This window comes from Bifidobacterium thermophilum (assembly GCF_037482445.1).
Classification (GTDB): domain Bacteria; phylum Actinomycetota; class Actinomycetes; order Actinomycetales; family Bifidobacteriaceae; genus Bifidobacterium; species Bifidobacterium thermophilum_B.
In genome coordinates this window covers 38,906-58,538 of sequence record NZ_JBBHLY010000007.1, presented here as the reverse complement: position 1 = coordinate 58,538, position 19,633 = coordinate 38,906, and the positions used below count along the sequence as shown (strand labels likewise).

At 62.8% G+C, this 19,633-nt stretch carries 15 protein-coding genes and 1 pseudogene; 7 read left to right on the top strand and 9 right to left on the bottom strand.

All coding sequences use genetic code 11. The features are described 5' to 3' along the window. Window positions 1-381 precede the first annotated feature (381 nt). The 3 genes from WD012_RS05525 to WD012_RS05515 all read left to right on the top strand — a co-directional run bounded on the left by WD012_RS05525 (window position 382) and on the right by WD012_RS05515 (window position 6,424). On the top strand, window positions 382-894 hold the full coding sequence (locus WD012_RS05525; protein ID WP_339562770.1) for an NUDIX hydrolase: 513 nt from the start codon (window positions 382-384) through the stop codon (window positions 892-894). 161 nt (window positions 895-1,055) lie between these two features. Continuing rightward, a complete protein-coding gene (locus WD012_RS05520; protein WP_339562769.1) occupies window positions 1,056-2,687 on the top strand; it encodes a bifunctional folylpolyglutamate synthase/dihydrofolate synthase in 1,632 nt (543 codons plus the stop codon). A gap of 23 nt (window positions 2,688-2,710) precedes the next feature. After that, complete coding sequence (locus tag WD012_RS05515; protein WP_339562768.1) at window positions 2,711-6,424, top strand: AAA family ATPase; 3,714 nt, start codon at window positions 2,711-2,713, stop codon at window positions 6,422-6,424. Here WD012_RS05515 and WD012_RS05510 read toward each other — a convergent pair. Further along, the gene (locus tag WD012_RS05510; RefSeq protein WP_339562767.1) at window positions 6,421-7,671 is read right to left on the bottom strand and encodes a carboxylate--amine ligase; all 1,251 of its coding nucleotides are present in this window, start codon (window positions 7,669-7,671) and stop codon (window positions 6,421-6,423) included. The two genes, WD012_RS05515 and WD012_RS05510, sit on opposite strands and share 4 nt — an antisense overlap. 145 nt (window positions 7,672-7,816) lie before the next feature. On the opposite strand from WD012_RS05510, the gene WD012_RS05505 reads away from it, so the two are divergent. Beyond that, a complete protein-coding gene (locus WD012_RS05505; protein WP_339562766.1) occupies window positions 7,817-9,046 on the top strand; it encodes a DegT/DnrJ/EryC1/StrS family aminotransferase in 1,230 nt (409 codons plus the stop codon). Between the two features lie 49 nt (window positions 9,047-9,095). Here WD012_RS05505 and WD012_RS05500 read toward each other — a convergent pair whose 3' ends face one another. From WD012_RS05500 to WD012_RS05490, 3 genes are all read right to left on the bottom strand, one after another. Continuing rightward, on the bottom strand, window positions 9,096-10,082 hold the full coding sequence (locus WD012_RS05500) for a lipid II:glycine glycyltransferase FemX (RefSeq protein ID WP_339562765.1): 987 nt from the start codon (window positions 10,080-10,082) through the stop codon (window positions 9,096-9,098). 62 nt (window positions 10,083-10,144) lie between these two features. Beyond that, window positions 10,145-11,692 carry a UDP-N-acetylmuramoyl-L-alanyl-D-glutamate--2,6-diaminopimelate ligase gene (locus WD012_RS05495; protein ID WP_339562764.1) on the bottom strand — a complete coding sequence of 516 codons (1,548 nt, stop codon included), beginning with the start codon at window positions 11,690-11,692 and terminating at the stop codon, window positions 10,145-10,147. A 110-nt stretch (window positions 11,693-11,802) separates the two neighbouring features. Then, a complete protein-coding gene (locus WD012_RS05490) occupies window positions 11,803-12,573 on the bottom strand; it encodes an exonuclease domain-containing protein (RefSeq protein WP_339562763.1) in 771 nt (256 codons plus the stop codon). Window positions 12,574-12,741: 168 nt separating this feature from the next. Here WD012_RS05490 and WD012_RS05485 point away from each other — a divergent pair, with 168 nt between their 5' ends. Together WD012_RS05485 and WD012_RS05480 are read left to right on the top strand one after the other, a co-directional pair. Next, entirely contained in the window at window positions 12,742-13,401 is a 660-nt protein-coding gene (locus WD012_RS05485) for a sigma-70 family RNA polymerase sigma factor (RefSeq protein ID WP_339562791.1), read from the top strand. A 37-nt stretch (window positions 13,402-13,438) separates the two neighbouring features. Further along, window positions 13,439-13,738: pseudogene (locus WD012_RS05480) on the top strand (hypothetical protein); the annotation flags it as partial. 518 nt (window positions 13,739-14,256) lie between these two features. Here WD012_RS05480 and WD012_RS08475 read toward each other — a convergent pair. Together WD012_RS08475 and WD012_RS05475 are read right to left on the bottom strand one after the other, a co-directional pair. Then, entirely contained in the window at window positions 14,257-14,331 is a 75-nt protein-coding gene (locus WD012_RS08475) for a 50S ribosomal protein bL37 (RefSeq protein ID WP_369803150.1), read from the bottom strand. A 102-nt stretch (window positions 14,332-14,433) separates the two neighbouring features. Further along, window positions 14,434-15,375, bottom strand: coding sequence for an aldose 1-epimerase family protein (locus WD012_RS05475; protein WP_339562762.1), 942 nt, complete (start codon window positions 15,373-15,375; stop codon window positions 14,434-14,436). Between the two features lie 262 nt (window positions 15,376-15,637). Here WD012_RS05475 and WD012_RS05470 point away from each other — a divergent pair, with 262 nt between their 5' ends. After that, a complete protein-coding gene (locus WD012_RS05470; protein ID WP_339562761.1) occupies window positions 15,638-16,618 on the top strand; it encodes a 4-hydroxy-3-methylbut-2-enyl diphosphate reductase in 981 nt (326 codons plus the stop codon). Between the two features lie 81 nt (window positions 16,619-16,699). Here the strand turns inward: WD012_RS05470 and ybaK are convergent, their stop codons facing one another. The 3 genes from ybaK to WD012_RS05455 form a co-directional block, all read right to left on the bottom strand. Then, a complete protein-coding gene (ybaK, locus tag WD012_RS05465; protein WP_168983884.1) occupies window positions 16,700-17,209 on the bottom strand; it encodes a Cys-tRNA(Pro) deacylase in 510 nt (169 codons plus the stop codon). A 111-nt stretch (window positions 17,210-17,320) separates the two neighbouring features. Then, the gene (gap, locus tag WD012_RS05460; RefSeq protein ID WP_044092200.1) at window positions 17,321-18,376 is read right to left on the bottom strand and encodes a type I glyceraldehyde-3-phosphate dehydrogenase; all 1,056 of its coding nucleotides are present in this window, start codon (window positions 18,374-18,376) and stop codon (window positions 17,321-17,323) included. Between the two features lie 280 nt (window positions 18,377-18,656). Beyond that, window positions 18,657-19,436, bottom strand: coding sequence for a thiamine diphosphokinase (locus WD012_RS05455; RefSeq protein WP_339562760.1), 780 nt, complete (start codon window positions 19,434-19,436; stop codon window positions 18,657-18,659). Window positions 19,437-19,633: the final 197 nt, after the last annotated feature.

Sequence of the window (19,633 nt, the reverse complement as noted above, 5' to 3'; positions counted from 1 at the left end):
TCCTGCACACCTGAAGCATCAATCCGTTGCGATGGCCATTCCGGAGCAAGTCATCGCAACGGATTGACGTATCTTCCGGTACTTTCGGGCACGTTTCGACACGTTCCAGTATGTGACGGTACGTTCCAGTACGTGACGGTACGTTCCAGTACGTTTCGACATGTTCGGATGCGTTCCACACGCTTCGGTACGTTCCGCACATTCCGTACGTTTCGACACGTTTCGACACGTTCCAAACCCCTGATTTCCACGTCCCGCCTCAGCGCTCAACCCTTCCGTACACTCAACCCTTCCGCACGACCAACCTTCCCATACCCCGCCCCTCAATACCACCGGCAAGCATCACCGACAAGCACCACCGACAACAAGCATGGAGCACCTATGCCGACACCTGATTTCATCATCGAACTGCGTCAATCCATTGGTCACAGCCTCCTGTGGCTGACCGGCATCACCGCGTATGTGCGCGACGACGCCGGACGTGTGCTGCTCGGACGGCGTTCGGACACCGGGCAATGGGCGCTCATCTACGGAATCGTCGAACCGGGGGAGGAGCCGGCGGATACGGCGGTCCGCGAAATCAAGGAGGAGACCGGTGTGGACGCGGTTGTCACCGATCTGGTGGCGGTCACCAGCAGCGACCGCATCATCACCTACGGCAACGGCGACCAGGCGCAGTACATGGATCATTCTTTCCTGTGTTCACTACGCCCCGGCGGCAACGCGCAGCCCTTCGTGGGCGATGAGGAAAGCCTCCAGGTCGGCTGGTTCGCCGTGGACGACCTGCCCAGTCCGCTCGCGGCGAGCACCGTCGAGCGCATGGCCGTGTTCCGTGATTACCTTGAGCGCCGCGAGCATGGCGACCGGGCCGCGGTTTTTCGCGGTGGGCGCTGATTGCGGATTCCCCATGGAATTCGCATACAATTCGCATAGAATAGGAACAAAGTGCCCGGATTGGCCTCCAGTCGGTAATCCGGGCACGCGAATGCGGTCTGCCAGCGCCGGCCGCATGTCCCCACAGCACAGCAATAGGCATAGGAAAGAGACCAGCGGGCATGTCGTTTGAACATCCAAATCGCAGCGGCGAGAACATCCGTGACGTTGAGCGCGAGATCATGAAGCGCCCGCCTGAGCATAACAGGACGAATCTCGACCTCGACCGTATGAACATGATGGTCGACCTGCTCGGCAACCCGCAGGACAGCTTCCGTGTCATCCATATCACCGGCACGAACGGCAAGGGGTCCACCGCGCGTATGGCGGAGGCGATCTGCCGTTCGTATGGTATGCGTACCGGCCTGTACACGTCTCCACATCTGGAGAAGATCAATGAGCGGATCGCCATTGACGGCCAGCAGCTGTCCGATGATGATTTCATTGACTCGTGGGACCAGATCAAGGATCTGGTTGCGCTGGTGGACCGCAAGATGGAGCAGGAGAACAAGCCGCCGATGAGCTTCTTCGAAGTGCTCACTTCGATGGCGATTTGGAAGTTCGCCGATGCCCCGGTCGATGTCGCGATTTTTGAAGTCGGCATGGGTGGCGCCTGGGACGCGACGAACGTCATGGATGCGGATGCCGCGATCATCGGCCCGGTGGACATGGACCACATGCAGTGGCTGGGCGATACGGTCGAGAAAATCGCCACCGAGAAGTCAGGCATCATCAAGCCTGGCTGCACGGCGATCATCGGCCGCCAGCCGCACGCCGAACAGGTCATGCCGATTCTTGAAGCCGCAGCGAAACGCAACAACGCTACGCTGGTTCGTGACGGAGAGGAGATGGAAGTCGTCTCCCGCGTCCCCGCAGTCGGCGGCCAGATGGCGACGTTGCGCACGCCGGAAGGTGAATACCGCGACGTGCCGATCGCGAAATTCGGCGAACATCAGGCGCATAACGCACTAGCGGCGCTTGCCGCCGCGGAAACCGTGATTCCGGTCAACGGCCAGCTTGACCAGGATCTGGTCGATGAGGCGCTCGGCAGTGTGAAGGTGCCCGGCCGCATCGAACAAGTCCGCACATCCCCGACGATCATCGTCGATGGCGGGCACAACGTGAACGCCGCCCAATCCTTGCGCGCCGCGATCGAGGAGAATTACAGCTTCCAGCAGCTGGTTGGCGTGGTCGCCATGATGGGTGACAAGCAGGTCGAGGAATATCTTGGCGTACTCGAGCCGATTCTGAGCGAGATCATCGTCACCGAGAACTCGTGGCGTGACCGCGTCATGCCAGTCGAAGACCTCGAGAAGATCGCGGTGCGCGTATTCGGCCCGGACCGTGTGACCGTCATCAAGGATCTTCCGGACGCCATCCAGGCCGCTGTCGACAAGGTCGATGCCGAAGACGACCTGGGTGTCGGGTACGGGCATGGCGTGCTGATTTGCGGCAGCTTCGTCACCGCGGGTGACGCGAGGACATTGCTGACCGAACATATGGCCGCTGATCTGGCCAAGCCGAAGGCCGAGCGTGTCAATCCGCCCGTCGTTTCGCCCGAGGATGCGAATGATGCCGGCAAGACCGCCGACACTGCCGACGCAGCCGACACTGACGGCAAGCCGGAAACCGACGATGTGATCAACGAGATCCTCAACGCCGGCGAGGAAGGGCTGAAGTTCACCATCGACGCACGCACGTTAGGCAATACGGACAAGCCCGCCGGCAACACATCCGGAACCAGTAACGCCTGACCGCGCAGAACCCCGCCACGCCCATGTATCTCAAGGAACTCACCCTCCGCGGGTTCAAATCCTTCGCGAACCCGACGACCCTGCGCTTCGAACCGGGCGTCACGGCCGTCGTCGGCCCGAACGGGTCAGGCAAATCCAACATCGTGGATGCGTTGACCTGGGTGATGGGCGAGCAGGGAGCCAAGAACCTGCGCGGCACTTCCATGGAGGACGTGATTTTCGCCGGAACGTCAACGCGTCCGCCCGCAGGCCGCGCACAAGTCTCCCTGACCATCGACAACACCGATCACGCGCTCGATATCGACTACACGGAAGTGACCATCAGCCGTACGCTGTACCGCAACGGCGGTTCGGAATACGCGATCAACGGGTCTGCATGCCGTCTGCTTGACATCCAGGAGCTCCTGTCGGATTCGGGGCTCGGCCAGCAGATGCATGTCATCGTCGGGCAAGGTCGGCTTGACGCGATCCTGCGCGCTGACCCGAGCGGACACCGCGCGTTCATCGAAGAGGCCGCCGGCATTCTCAAGCACCGCAAACGCAAGGAACGGGCGTTGCGCAAGCTGGCGAACACCGAAGACAACCTCGCCCGGCTTGACGATCTGTTGCGCGAAATCCATCGCCAGCTTGGTCCCCTGGGCCGTCAGGCGCGGGTGTCCCGGCGCGCCGACACCATCCAGATGACCATCAGGGACGCGCAGGCCCGACTGTTCGCCGATGACGCATGCCAGCTGCAAGACAAGCGCGACAATCTGCGTCGCGATCTCGCCGATACCCGCCGTCGGCTCGCCGCGTTGCAACAGGACCTGGCGAAAGCCAAAGTGCGCATCGAACAGGTGGAGGCCATCACCTCGGGGTCCAACCCGCAGCTCGCCCAGGCGAATCAAGTGTGGCACGACCTGTCGCGTCTTGAGGAACGATTCGGCTCTCTTGCTTCTGTGGCCGCCGAACGTGCCGCCTCCATCCGCTCACAGATCGTGGTCGATACCGGCGAAAATCCTGACATGCTCACCGAACGCGCCGACGAACTCGAGCAGCAGGCCGCCAAGCAGCGGGGTATGGTCGATGACGCACGGCTCGCCTACGACCAAGCGACCGAGGCACGCGCCGACCATGAACGGCGGCTCGCCTCAATCCGCCAGACACTGACCGAATTGCGCAAGACCGCGCAGCAGCGTGACGCGCATATCGCCAACCTGAGAGAACTGGTCGCACGCGAGGAATCAGCGGTCCATGCGGCAGACACCAGAATCACCGATCTGTCCGCACAATTGTCCGACATGCGGACGCAATCGGAACAGGCGCGCACGCGCGTCATCGAACTGGAACAGGAACGCCAGGACGCCGACGATGACGGGGGAGCGGCCCTCGACACCGCCAAAGCGGCACTCCAGCACAGTCAGGAGGCCCTCGACGAGGCCCTCGACCGGCAGCGGGAGCTCAACGGGAAAATCATCTCCCTGCAAGCCAAGGCAGATGCCCTCGCCGACACTTTGGACAGCCGCAATGCTGCTGGTGAGCTTGAAACCGACCGGGATATCGCCGTCATGGGGCGGCTCGCGGATTTCATCCGCATCGAAGACGGGTGGGAGGAAGCCGTTGCGCATGCTCTAGGCGACTATGCGAGCGCGATTGTCGTCCCCGGACGGGAACAGATGCTCGCCGCACTGGAACGTGCACAGGACCATGCGCTCGGCAAGGCGGTGCTGCTGCATCCGCTCGGTGGACAAGCGAGGGACGCTGCCGCCGGCACTGATGATAACGTTGGTACTGCCGACACTGATGATGCTGGTGTCACCGCTGCCACCGCCGGTGCCGCCGCCACCGCTGATACCGCCGCAAGCCAACCGATACCGCACGAATCCGCCGCCGCGTTGGTCGACGCGAACCCGCATGCTCAAGACCCCGAAGCCGCCCGCTGCGTCACAGCCGCGGTGCATGTGCTACTCGCCGACACCATCGCCAAAGAGACCCGGGACGATGCCCTCGAGGCAGTCAATCGTGGCCCGTGGACGCGAGCGGTCACCCGTCAAGGGGAGGTGCTTACCGCTGTGGGGGCGCAAGGCGGATCATCCCTGTCACAAAGCGATCTGTCGCTGGCCGCAAAGCGGGATAAGGCGCTTGCGGATATGCAGGGATTGCGCTCCCGGCTTGCCGACATCGACGCGTCGGTGGCTGAGCTGACTGAGAAACGCGACCAGGCCCGGCTCGACGTCGACCGTCAGGCGCAGTTGCGTACCGAGGCGCGAGTCAAGGCGCAACAGGCGCAACGAACGCTGAAGGCGGCGCAGGAACGGGCAGAGACCGCCGCACGGCAGCTCGCACGCGTCGAGGAGACGTTGCACAACGCGTCACAAGGGCGGAACGACCATCAGGACAAGCTTGAGGATGTGCGCAAGGCGTTGACGACCGCGCAGGAATCGCAGGATACGAACGCCGACCTTGACGACCTCGCCGCCCGCGAACATCAGCTTGAGCAGCAACTCGGGCAGACGCGCGAACAGGAGGTGTCCGCGAAACTCGCATGGAAGGAAGCCGACCGGCAAGCCCAGTCCTTGCAACGGCAAATCGGGCTGTTGCGCGACAACGCCGAACAGGCGAGACAACGACAAGTGCGAATCCAAGAACAGAACGACACCCGTCGTCGGCGGGCGGGTGCGGCGGACCAGGTCTCGAATGATGCCGCCGCTTGTGCACGGCTCGCCCATACGAGCGTCGTCCGGGCAGCGCAGCGCCGCGATCGATTGCAAGCGGAACTGTCCACCCATGATGAGGAACTGAAAGCATTGCGGGCGGAGCGCGACCGGTTGGAACCCCAGGTGCAGCGTCTGCAGCGCGACGAACATGAGCTTGATGTGGAGCGTGAACGGCAGGCTGCCGCTTGGGGACAGCTCACCCAGAAGGTCGCGGACACGCTCGGTATGGATATGGACGAGCTGGTCGAGCAGTATTCCCCTGATCACCCGGTGCCGGTGTTGTCGCCGGAGCATGCCGCTGCTCCGGGGGAACACCAGTCGGAAGCGCAGAACGAGGATCAGGCAGCCCCGGCGACCGTCCCGTACGTGCGGCAGGAGCAGGTCAAACGTCTGGAACGCGCCCAGCGCGACCTCAAGGCCTTGGGCAAGGTCAACCCGCTCGCCGCCGAGGAATATGAGGCGCTTAACGCGCGCAACCAGTATCTGCACGACCAGCGTGACGATGTCGCCAAAAGCCGTCAGGACCTGCTCAAACTCGTGCAGGACTTGGACCAGACCATGGTCAGTGTGTTCTCCAGCGCGTTCGAAGACACGGCCGCCGCATTCCAGCATGTGTTCGCCACCCTGTTCCCGGGTGGTACCGGCCGGCTCAGGCTCGAAGACCCGGATGACATGCTGAACACTGGGGTGATTGTCGAGGCAAGCCCCGCCGGCAAGCGCGTCAAGCAGCTGAGCCTGTTGTCGGGCGGCGAACGTTCGCTGACCGCGCTGGCCCTGCTGTTCGCGATATTCACGGCCCGCCCCAGCCCCTTCTACGTGATGGACGAGGTGGAAGCCGCGCTCGACGACGTGAACCTGACGAGGCTGCTGGACGCGCTGGACGACTTGCGCGAGCATGCCCAGCTCATCATCATCACGCACCAGCAGCGTACGATGGCCATCGCTGACGCGCTCTACGGCATCACCATGCGTGCCGACGGAGTGAGCGCGACCATCAGCCAGAAGCTCGAACGCGCCACCCCGTCAACGGATGCCCGTTAGAATCCGGTCGATGTGGGCTTGGGATAGTACCGGTTGAACTTACGGTATTCGTTGAGTTCGGATTCCAACACATACAGCCGGCGTTTGATACTGGCATCCTTGGGATTGCGCTGCGGATTGATGCGTCCCGCACGCTGCAGACGGCGTACCTGCGCCATGAGCCCGGGGTCGGTGATATACCGGCGCAGCAGCCGGTCGGGGATGATGGAATACAGGGTCTCCCCGTCGGCGGTGCGTTCGGGGAGATGTTCGCCGTCGATGATGTCCCGGACCATGACCTCCATAGGATTGATGCCCGCAGCATTCACATAGAAATTGTTGCGGCCGATGCGCGGGTTGATCTCAAGGAAGTAGAACCTGCCGCTTTCCGAATCGCGTTTCACGTCGAAATTGGCGAAACCGCGATATGGCATGGATTCTAGGAACCGCTGGGCATGGTCGAGAATCTGAGGGACCGGTTCGGTGATCATCGCGCACGGGTTGCCCAGCGTCGCCGGGTGATGCTCCTCGAGCAGCACGTGGGCTGAACAGCGCATGGTCACGTTCCCGTGGGAATCCACGTATGCGGTCACCGAATACATACCGGTGTCATCGCCGCGGACCAGTTCCTGGGCGACGAATGTGCCGCGGAACCCGGCCTGGGCGAGTGTATGCCACAGGGCGTCGAGCTCCTCGCGGCTGTCGATGCGGTACACCTTCTTGCGGCCTTCGAACAGCAGGTTCTCATACTGCGAGCTGTCCGCGGGCTTCGCCACGACCGGGAACGGCAAGTCGTCCGGTATCGGCTGCGGGGTCCAATCCGGGTCGCCAGCATGCGTGAAATCCTCATAGAACGAGCGGGGGACCGGCATGCCTTGGGCGGTGGCGAGCCGTTCGAATCCCTGCTTGTCCATCACCTGTTCGATCACCTCAAGCGGCGGGATCGGCAGCAGATAATACGCTTCAAGCTGTTCGCGGTGCCTGGCCATCACGCGGATACGCCAATCGGTATTCGCCATCAGCACAAGCGGTATGTCCGGATGCCGCGTGTGCCATTGCACGCCCAGGTCAAGCAGATCGGCGACGAGCGCCTCCTCGTCCGAGGCGTTCGCGCAATACCGCCGGGTCAGAATCGCCGAATCGCGGATCGCGTTCGGATTATACGCGGTGACCATGATGGGCTTGACCCCATACGCGTCGTTGAATTCACGGGCGATGGCATAGGCGCCCAGATCTCCGCCGATGATGACGGGCTGGAAAGACGGCATGGATATCCTCTCTATTGACGTGCGCGACACGCATATTATACGCGTTGCACGATATCGGACGGCTGCCCGGCATATCGGTACGGCCAGCCCACGCGATACTGTGAGGGTATTATTGTTCGGCCACGCAAGATGAATCGAGGATGGGATGGGCACTGGCAGCGAACGGTACCGGGCGGATACGCGTACGCTTCGTGAGACACTCGCGCGACGCTCGCATACCGAGGCGGCCGATTGGTTCCCCGTGTTCAAGGCACGGTACGGGTTGGCCGAAGTCATGCGCCTGCTCGCAGGCAGGGCGGCGGACAGCGGCAAGGATACCGTTGTCACGCAGCTGTTCACCTGCTGCACGGCGGTCGTGCCGATCATCGACGCCGGTATGCGCGCCGGCTACGCGGATATCGACGCCGATACGCTGTCGATCGATGTGCAGTCGTTGGAACGTCACTTGGAGGATGGCCGTACCGCCGCCGTCATGCTGCAGCACACGTTCGGCATGATCACGCCGCAAACCGACCGGCAAACCGCCCACCAGGCCCGGCAGGCCGGCGCCCTGCTGATCGAGGACAGCGCCCACTGCGTGACCCGCATGGCATGCGATGACGACGGCTCGCCGCTCGCCGACATCTCGCTGCACTCCTTCGGCGTGGAGAAGATGCTCCCCACCCGGTTCGGCGGGGCGGTGTGGGTCAACCCCGCACTCGCCGGGCGGAACGGCGACCTCGACCATGCGCTGCGTGAATCGTTGTCGTCATTGCCGGCACTGCCGGGCAACCTTGACCGCGTGGCCCGCATGTACATCAACCAGAACCGGGTCTTTTCCAGACTGGGATCATTCGGGAACGCGCTGCGCGCATCATGCACCCGGCATGGCTGGTATGAGCCGCCGATCGCGGACAGTGAGCGTTCCGGTTCCCTCGCGTACCCCGCGTATGCGCCTGCGGCGTGGATGAACGAGCGCGCGGCCCATGCCATTGAGGGACTGGACTCCAATGAGTCGGCACGGTTGGCGATCATCGACCTATACCGGCAGCGTCTGTCAGGGCTTGACGGCATCCGTATCCCGCGTGCCGCCATCACCTCGCCGGCCCAGCCGCTGCTGAGATTCCCGTTGCTCGCCCGTGACACCGCCGAATCCGAGCGCCTGATTGCCGCGGTGCGTGCCGCAGGCGGCTACGCCGAGCGTTGGTATCGGCCGGAACTCTTCCCCGGCGTCACCGACGAGAAGGCATACGGTCTGCTTGACCTGGACCGTTCCACGCTGAAGGTCCATGATGCCGTGGTCCGTCGCTGCCTGTGCCTGCCCACTGAACTCGGCATTGACACGGCGCAGCGGGTGTGCGACGCGATTATCGCGACCCTCGACGCACAACAGTGAATCCGCGGGGTGGGCGCCAGCCCGGGTGCTCACCCCGCGGGACGGTGCATCAGCCCCGAATCCGCTTGGCCAGACGCAACGCCCCGTAGAACGCCTTACGCAGCGGCACATCACGTCCCGGCGCCACCGGCGTGATCTCTTCGGTGAACTTGGTCTTGAACTCGTTGAGCCCCTTGAGCGTGGGGGAGAAGTCGCTGCCGATGCCCATAAGATCGTATGCGGCGATACCTTGCGAGCCCAGGATGCAGCATTCGCTGTACAGCAGCTTGTCGGTGACATGCAGGCGCATGACGTCGGAGCGCATTGCCGCGTAATAGCGCACGGCACGGCCATCGTTGACCGTAACGATCGACCACGCCACCACCTTGCCGTCGATACGGGCGGCGAACACGCGGCAGTGGTCCGCGCCGAGCGCGGTGAGCATATCCGAGTAATCCGTGATGGGCGCGGGTTTGAACCCGTCACGCTCGCCGGTCTCGACCATGATGTCGTAATATTCCTCGAAGGATTCCAACGCCTGTTTGGTCTCGTCCGCGCATTCGGCCGGGCATTCGCGCAACGCCTTGCGCACGTCGCGGCGCCCACGGCGCTTCATACGCTTGAGAATCTCCTCGTCACCGCCCGCCAGGTCGATGACGACGGTCTGGTCGTATGGCACCGTGGACAGCACCGGGTAGGTGCCCGGCGTATACCACAGATCGATGCGCAGGAACACGACCTTGTGGTCATGGGCGTGCACGTAGGCGGCGATCGCCTTGACCGCGGCGCGCTCGTCATCCTCGGACGGTTTGGCCGCCCAGACAGGGCCGTGCATGGAACGCAGGTAGTGGTAGCCATGGGTGAGCATATCAATCAGGCTCAGCACGGCGACCAGCGTGCCGTCCTTGCGGACGGCAAGGCATCCCCACGGGGTGCGGCCGTCGATATCCTTCTGGTATTCGGCCCAGACCTGGGTCTGCTCGATCGGCAAGGTCACGCCGAGCTCCTGCGCGGCGCGTTCCATGGCGGGATGGTCTATCGCTTCAATGGTGAACATATTCTCCTCGGTTCGTGTCATCGCCGTAGTATACGGCATGCTGCTGTTCGGCGGGGCTTCGATCATCCCAGCACGCGGGCGAGCACCGCGTCATCGCCTTCATACGGGGTATGCCGGTTCAGTCGTTTGATCCAGCGTTCATTGCCCTTGCCGATGGCGAGGATGACGTCGAGACGCTCCGCATGGCTTTTGGCGGCTGCTGCGGCGTTTTCAATGGCCTGTGCGCGGTCGAGGATGATGCCGGACAAGACCTGCGGGTCGGTGACGTACCCCGCCATCTGCTTGCAGATATCCTCCGTGGACTCCGTGTTGGTGTCCTCCTCGGTGAAGATGAACCGGTTGATGCGGTGCTGGGCCGCTTCGACGATCTCCTCGCGGCGGTCGTACGCCTTGTCGCCCGCGGAACCGGTGATCAGGGTGATATACGGATGACGTTTGCCGAACCGTTCCTCGACATAATCGAGGAGCGCCGTCACGGAAACCCCGTTATGCGCATAGTCGACGATGGCGACGGTATGCGTCGACGGGTCTTCGAAGCGTTCCATCCTGCCGGCGATGGTCACCTGCTCCATGGCATGCAGGGCGGCAGACGATGTGTCAAGCCCCAGCGTGTGGACGATCGCCAGCGCGGCGGCGGCGTTCGCATAGTTGAAATCGCCGTCGATCGCCAGCGAGAACAGGCCCAGATCGGTGCCGTCCGCCTCGATTCGGTATTGCATGTGGGCAGGGTCCGCCGGGCTTGCCACGACATCAGCGGGCGTGGTGTGCTTGTCCTCGTCGTGGAGCGCGAACGTGACCACCTTCCGCTTCTCGCGTTCCGCATGCTGCCTGATCAGGTCGGCATGGTCCGCGTCCGCGCCGAGCACGAGGGTACGGCAGTTGTCAACAATCTGCCGCTTGCACCACAGGTAATCCTCGAAACTCGGGTGCTCGATGGGGCTGATATGGTCGGGGGAGATGTTCAGGAACACGCCCACATCGAAGGTCAGCCCGTAGACGCGGTCGACCTTGTACGCCTGCGAGGAGACCTCCATGACCAGATAGCGCATGCCGTGCCCCACGGCCTCGCCCATCATGCGGAAGGCGTCCAGCGATTCCGGCGTGGTCAGATCGGATTCCACGTACGTGTGGCCGTCCACGCAGTTGTCGACCGACGAGAACAGTGCCGCCTTGCCGCCGCTGATGGCGTTCAACACGGCTTGGGTGAAATACGCGGTCGTGGTCTTGCCCTTGGTGCCGGTGATGCCGACCACGGTCAGCTGCTCCTGCGGACGGCCGTAAAATTCCGCGGACAGCAGGCTCATCGCCTTTCGCACATCCGAGACGATCAGACCCGGAGCCGCGGTGCGGTCGTGGAACTCGGTCTCGGACACGTATGCCGCCAGCCCGCGCGCATCGATGCCGTCAAGATACTCCGGACGGAACGCGCCCTTGCAGAACAGCAGCGTGCCGTCATCCACCTTGCGCGTGTCATAGGTGACCGCGGAGAACGGGGTGTCAGAACCCTCGAATTCGTTGGCATCCAAGGTCCAGCGGTCGCCGCGGATGATCTCGTGCAGCAGATGATGCTGTTGCAGCAGTTGTGCGGCCGAAGCCAGAGTCAAAGCCATGAGCGAGCCTTTCTTGTCGTTCCCCGTCTGCCGCCCTCATTGTAGACGGTACGCTGTGTCGGTTCCGTGCAGGCGCGTGCCGGGTGTTCCGCGATGCTTGTCTGCGGCGATCACAGCCACTGGTCGTGCAGCGGTGCGCGCCCGCGGCTTTCCAGCCACTGGTTGAATGATGTCTGCCACGTGTCATGCGCCTGGCGTTGCCAATCCATGAGCTCGCCCATGGTCAGATGCCCCACTTGCGGATACAGCGTACTCATCGGTTTGATGAGGTCCACCGCGGCGACCGTATCGGCGGTGGCGTTGTGGAAATCGCCGGTGGGGACGACGCCGTAATATTCCGTGGTCAGCGTCAGCGTGCGCTTGCCGCGGCGCTTGGACACCGCCCGGTCGATGACCAGCGGGTCGACGACCAGCAGGCCGGATGACGCCGACGCCTGATCCGTCCGTTCGCCGACTTGGGGCAGTTTCCAACGATCCAGGTCGCCTTCGAGCATATGGACATCAAAAGGGGCGTTATAGGCCAGCAGCGGGATGTTCTTGTCCTGCGCCGCCGCGATTGCCCGCGCAATCTGGTCGATCGCATCGGTCGGCTCCATGCCATGCTCCGCGAGATATGCGTCGGTGAACCCGTTGACCGCGCTCGCTTTCGGGTTCATCTTCCTATGCGGGTTGATCACCCACTCGGCTTCCGCGTCGCCCGCATGGCCCTGCTGCGGGTCGCGCAGCACCAGGGTCGCGGACACGATCGCGTCACGCCCCGCATAGACCCCGGTGGTCTCGGTGTCGAAACCGAGCAGCCACGACGAGCCGAGCTGCGTGTCATCGCTTTGCTGTGGCGCTTCCGCCAACGCCGCAATCAGTGCATCATAAGTCATGGTCATAGGGAGTATTGTGCGCTGTGAAACAGACAATCACCGTCGGGAATGTTCTGCGGCTCGCCGTCGCCGCAATTGCGAAACACCGTGTGCGGCGCGTCATAGAATAGTGGGGTGAGCAACGAGCTGAACGAATCAACGGAAGAGAAGCGCAAGCGCTTCGAAAAGCTCGCCATGCCCGCGGTGAACACGCTGTACCGGCAGGCAATGAAACTGACCAATAATCCCGACGATGCGCAGGATCTGGTCCAGGACACCTTCGAACGGGGGTTCAAGGCGTTCGACAGCTTCAAACCGGGCAGCAATTTCGAAGCGTGGATGACCACGATCGAGCGCAACTCGTATTTCAACCAGTATGCCAAGGCGAAGCGGCGCCCGCAGCGCGCGAACGATTCCACCGGGGAATACGACGACTGGGACATCTATTCGGCGTCCGAACACACGTCCCAAGGCCTGGAATCCGCGGAACAGCAGTATCTCAACGCGTATGCCCCCGAGGAGATCATGGCGGCGCTCGACAAGCTGAGCCCCGAACGCCGGCAGGTGTTCATCGACGCCGCGATCGACGGCAAGTCCTACCAGCAGGTGGCGGACGAGCAGGGCGTCAAGATCGGCACGGTCATGAGCCGGCTCAACCGCGCGCGCACCCAGCTCAAGCAGGAGCTCGCCGCCTACGCGAAGGAACGAGGGTACGGCGATCGAGCCACTCGCGCAGGCGGTGGGGATGCACGCGGCGCCAGGAAGGACATGTCCTCTTCGCCTGTTGCGAATTCACCGCGTCATCGGCATACCGAAGCTGCGGTGTCGGGCCATAATGAGAAACGACATGTGTGAGAGAAGCAGTCGCCGGTGTCGCGTGGAAGGAGTCGGCATGGACCAGTACGAGCATCATAGCCATATCTCCATCACCCGGCATACCCGTGAAGGCGTGACCCGCACCGACGTGCATATCACGCGCGTGGAATCCGCCAACGGGCAGGATGTCTCGCCGGACGATGCCCGCGCGGTTTCGCATGATGATCATGACTGCTTCAATCCGGAGTCCTGTTGCGACGCCCAGGAGCGTGCGCTCATCGCGATGATGCGCGCCTACCTACGCCCGCAGGCGGCTCCTGAATGCCTGTTCGAGCGTCTGCATCGCACGCTCGATGCCTGCTGTCGTGAGGAAGAGCGTGGCCGCGGCGGAATCGACAGCAATGCGCGCGACGTGGATGTCCCACGTGCGGCAAGTGGCACGATGGTGGTTCGCCGGGTACACGTACCAGGCACTGAGATCGTGACAATCACCGACCTGTCCGTCCCGGAAGGCTGGACATTCCCCACATATCCTGACGCGCACTGAACAGCCGTCGCCGACTGTTCGCCTTGTCGGTTCGTTTCTTCTGCCAACACTGGGAGCCGTGTTGGCGTCGGCATCGGGTTGTGGTCCTGTTTCTGCCGACGCTGACGGTGTGCTGAGCGTCGGCAGAAGGTCATTTACTCTACACATTGTCGGGTGCTTGGGGATGTTGAACGCATGTTGGCCGATAACCCGGTAATCCCGTATGTGCAACGTCGTCCGGCAAAGAAAAACCCTGTGGGTGATGATTCACGTCATCACCCACAGGGTTCATGCAGCTGGTGCTGCGATGCGATGTCGCGGATGCCGCTACCGTGCAATCGGCGTGTCGCGACATCCGTCAGCGCAACTCAGGCATTTGGCCTTTTGCCGTGATTGGCGGCTTTTTTGCGACGTGCCTTGCGCTTGCGTCCACGCATACCCATAATGGACTCCTTTGCTAAAGATTGGTAAGCCTACGGGATTATCGCACATCGGCGGGACGTTTACAAATCGACGGTTCCACGTCGGCGTCGTCCAGCCGAGGTTCAGCGTTGCTCGGCCGAGATGCGGATGTTGGTGACGCTCGTGTCTCCCGGCTTGATGACGATGAGGTCTTTTCCGCTGCGGAATGCGTTCGCATACGCGGTCTGCGGCTCCACGGCGACGCCTTGCGGCCGGATGGCCTCGGGGAAGCCGGTTCCCGTGCACACTTGGAACGACGTGATGGTCGGGCCGCCGCTGACGGTGATGGTCATGCCGTCCGGGCGGGTGAACACGGCGGATGCATTGCCGTCATCATCATGATGCAAGTCGGTCCAGGCGTCGTCGAAGGGCCGCCCTTCCAAGGTCGGGTTGTCGCGCAAATCGTAGATGGTGCCGTCCACGGATTCCGTGCCGCGCGGCAACAGCCGGTCATCGGCGATGACGTGCGTGTCTGCCTGCACGCGCAGACGGCACTCGGCATTGTCCTGCTCGATTGCATCTCCGGTGCTGTGCCGCCCGTTGGCCAGCCAAGGGTGCATTGCCGCAGCCCACGGCGCATCGGTCGAGCCGTTGTTCAAGGCGCTGAGCGTCAGGGACAGGCCGTGTTCGTCAAGCCGGTAATCTGCGGTGACGACCACGTCGAACGGGTAGCCTTCCAATGCAGGCGCACGCCATTGCAGGCTGACGCTGTTGTCCGTGCGCGCAAGCCGTGTCCAATACGCGCGGTAGCCGTACCCGTGGATTGCGTTATGGCGTTCATGCTCGTCGATTGGCAGCACATACTGTGTGCCTTCGAACTCGTATTCGCCGTCTTCGATGCGATTGGGGAAGGGGATAAGCAACTGGCCGCGGCAACAGTTGGGGATGTCGTCCTCGCCGAACGGGACGATGATATCCTTACCGTCGAGCGTGAGGCTGCGCAATGCGGCACCCTGCTCGGTGACGGTCGCCGCATATCTGCCGAATACGAGATGATACTGCTGTCCAGTCCGTGGTGGGAACATGCCCTACTCCTCTTCGATATCCTGTGCACCGGTACGGTCTTGCGTTCGCATCGGCGCGATGCGTTGGCTCCATGCTATCGCGATGGGCGCATAGGGGAGTCTGCGATTCATGTCGTGCCACAGGCGGTAAGTCGTATGCGGCGTGTTGTGCACGAACTGCGTGAGGCTCACTGAAACCGTGTCGTCGATGACAGCCGGCACTTACGATGAATGGTGCCCCGAACGGGGCGTGCAAATGCGTTGAGACACAGATGGGAGCGGTATGGGCGGCGACGGCAAGCATATTATTCTGGCTGATCCGAGGGGATTCTGCGCCGGTGTGGACCGTGCGATCGCCACCGTGCAGACCATCGTGAAGACCGCACATGCACACAACGGGCTTCCGCCGGTCTATGTGCGCCGGCAGATCGTGCACAATCGTCATGTGGTCGAGGATCTCGCTTCCCAGGGAGCGGTGTTTGTCGAGGAGCTTTCGGAAATTCCCGATGAGGCGGTCGCCGCGGGCGTGCCGGTGGTGTTCTCGGCGCATGGCGTGTCGCCGCAGGTGCAGGAAGAGGCCAAACGACGCGGCATGTTCATCGTCGACGCGACCTGTCCGCTGGTGAGCAAGGTTCACCGTGAAGTGCTGCGATTCGTCCGTGAGGGCTACGAAATCGTCTATATCGGCCATCGTGGGCATGATGAGGCGGTCGGCGTCGTAGGGGAATCGCCGGAGCATGTCCATCTGATCGAGCATGAGGACGATGTTGCAGACCTTGATTTCCAGCCGGGGCAGAAACTGGTACTGCTCACCCAGACCACGCTCAGCGTGGATGAGACCGCCGGTGTGGTGGCGGCGCTCAAGAAGCGGTTCGATTGGATCGAGGAGCCGCCAAGCTCCGATATCTGCTATGCGACGCAGAACCGGCAGACCGCGGTGAAAACGGTTGCCGAACGGGCGCAATGCGTGGTGATCGTCGGGTCGGCGAACTCGTCGAATTCGGTGCGGCTCATGGAGGTCGCGCAGGAGGCGCTGGGGGAGCTGGGGCGTGCCCATCGCGTGGATGACGCCTCGGAAATGGATCCCGCATGGTTCGACGGCGTCGACACGGTCGGCGTCTCTTCAGGCGCCTCAGTGCCTGACACGCTGGTCGACGGCGTGGTCGAGGCGCTGAGGCCGCTGGGATTCACCGATGTCTCGTATGTCGAAACAGTCAAGGAGAACATGCATTTCGTGCTTCCCGCCGCATTGCGCAAGCGTTAGGGGAGCACAAACGCGAGGGAAGAGCAGACATAGGCAAGGCATAGCCGTGCGCTAGGCTGCGGTGGTATGTGCCGCCGCTGGTCACCACGTGCCGATCGGTGCGGTCGTCGCGTTGAGCACGGCGACCAGATCGTGCGGATTGACGCCGACGCTCAGGCCGCGTTTGCCGCCGGACACGAGGATTTCATCGAATTGCAGGGCGCTGTCGTCCAGCACGGTCTTATGCCGTGTGCGTTGGCCGAGCGGGGAGATGCCGCCGACCACATAGCCGCTTTCACGCATCGCGACTTTCGGGTCGGCCATCGTCGCTTTCTTCGCGCCGACCGCCGCGGCCAGCGCCTTCAGATCCATATGGCCGCTGACCGGGACGACGCCGATCACCCGCTCCTTGCCGGTGTCCGCCATGAGCGTCTTGAACACCTGCTTGGGGTTGAGGCCGAGTTTTTCGGCGGCTTCCACGCCGTACCCCTCATCCATGTGGTCGTTCGAATGATCGTATTCGTACAGTTTGAACTCCACGCCGGCGCGTTCCAATTGCAGGGTCGCCGGGGTCGAGCCCATGCCCTTGTCGTTGTGCTTCTTCTTGCCCATGCCCCACATGCTTGCACTACCGGTTGACGGATGCCGCATGGAATGCACATGGAAGAAAGCCCCTCGGAATCGCTTCCGAGGGGCTTTCAGCGCTGGAACGCTAGGCTGGGCTCACTTGTTGAGCTCGGCGAAGTACAGCAGGGTACGGATCATGTTGGAGGTGAAGCCGTACTCGTTGTCGTACCAGGAGACGGTGCGGGCCAGCGTCAGGCCGTCAACGGTGTTGACGTCGGTCTGCGTCGGATCGAACACGCCACCGTGGGTGTCGCCGATGATGTCGGAGGACACGATGCCGTCGGCGTTGTAGCCGTAGTAATCGGTGTCGGAGAAGGCTTCCTTGAAGGCTTCGTTAATCTCGTCAACGGTCGCGGCCTTCTCGAGAACGGTGGTCAGCTCGGTGACGGAGCCGTCCGGGACCTGGATGCGCTGGGCATGGCCCTGGAGCTTGCCGTTGACCTCCGGGACGACCTTGCCGATGGCCTTCGCGGCGCCGGTGGAATGCGGGATCGTGTTGATCGCGGCAGCACGGTTGTTGCGGGCCTTCGGGAAGCGCGGGCCGTCGAGCAGCATCTGGGTGCCGGTGTAGGCGTGGATGGTGGTCATGAAGCCGGCCTTGATGCCGAACTTGTCGTTCAGCAGCTTGACCATGGCGGCCATGGAGTTGGTGGTGCAGGAACCGGCGGACACGATGGTGTCGGTGGGCTTGAGGATCTCATGGTTCACGCCGAACACGACGGTCGGGGTGGTCTCGTCCTTGGCCGGGGCGGAGATCAGGACCTTCTTGGCGCCGGCGTTGATGTGCGCCTGGGACTTCTCGGCGGAGGTGTAGAAGCCGGTGCACTCGAGCACGTATTCGACACCGTCGTTCTTGACCCACGGGATGTTGTTGGCGTCCTTCTCGGCGTACACGGTGTATTCCTTGCCGTCCACGATGATGGAGTGGTCGGTGGAGGTGACCTCGACCGGGGTGCCATCGTCATGACGGAAGGTGCCGTGGGTGCTGTCGTACTTCAGCAGGTAAGCCAGCATGGACGGGGTCGTCAGATCGTTGATGGCTGCGACCTCGATGTCACCGGCCTGACCACCACGAGCCTGCAGCTCGAAGATGCGGCGGAACGCAAGACGACCGATACGGCCGAAGCCGTTGATACCAATCTTTACTGTCATGTATATCTCCCTTAGGGATCAGGCTTTGGCTTGCGCGGGCATAAGCGGGCGTGCGCCTCGGCCATTGTTTACCAACGCTGTCCACTGTAATGCTCACGGTGTACGAACGCTAGGGGAACGGCCATGCCGAAGGTGCGACAATCGTGTGATTGCGTTGTGCGTCACCTGTGATGATGCTGGGGCCGTTCCCGAGTGCAAACGTTTGTCGTTCGGGAACGCCCGTATGCCGTGGCTGAAGGCGGGGTCGGACGGATGACCGCGTGCCGTCATGCGATCGTGGTCATTGCCGTGGCGTCGCAAGCGCATGGGACACGGCGGTGCTCAATGCCCCCAGGTCGCCGCTGAAGGGGTGTCGGCGCGTGACATGAGGCAGCCCGGCCTCGGCGGGGAAGGTGACGACGAGCGTACCGGCCCCGACGCTGATCTGCGCCGGCGTGGCGGTGAGGAACTCGTTGCTGACGCCCTGGACGGTGTCGTTGAGCATGGTCGCATGGTCGAGCCGATACTTGAGTCCCCGCTCGGTAACGTCAATCGACCGGTCGCTGTGCGAGAACACCGACACCATGCGCCCGGCGCCGCGCGTGGCCGCTTCGGCGGGAAAGGCGAGCGAGCCGTCGGATATCGCGGTGACGACGGTGCCGTCGCCGAACAGGTAGCCGATGCCCCCGTGCGCCGCCAGACGTGCGAGAATCTGGATGTTGGCGATGGAATGGTCGACACGCCCGCCGAGCGCACCATATATATGGAAAGTCCGCGCACCCTTGGCCCATCCGACTTTCAGGGCCGAGAGCAGGTCGGGATCGTCTTTTTCCTCAGGTAGGCGGATGGTGCCGGACTGTTCGGGCACCGGGCCACTGATGGAGTCGAAGTCGCCGATGACCGCGTCGGCGTGGATGCCCAGGGCGCGCGCGTGGTCAAGCCCGCCGTCCGCCGCGACGACGAACGCCCCTTGCGGGATCGAGGGGCGTTCGTCGAAATACGTGCCCGCCGCGAATACGACGCATGTGGTCGCCGCCGTATCTGCGTTGATGCTTTCCGGATGCTGTCGCTCGGTTTCCATAGCGGTCCCTCCTGGTCTATGGGCACCAGTATAAGGGTGTGCCGGGCGGTCCGGCGGGCGTGCAAGCCGCATCGGGGCGGATAAACGACACGCGGCACAATCGGGGCAGGCCATGTGCTAAGCTATTGCACCGGCTTGAGAAATCAAGAAAGCGGGTGATACCCCACCTGGAAACCTGTCGTGGTTTCGGGTTCAAG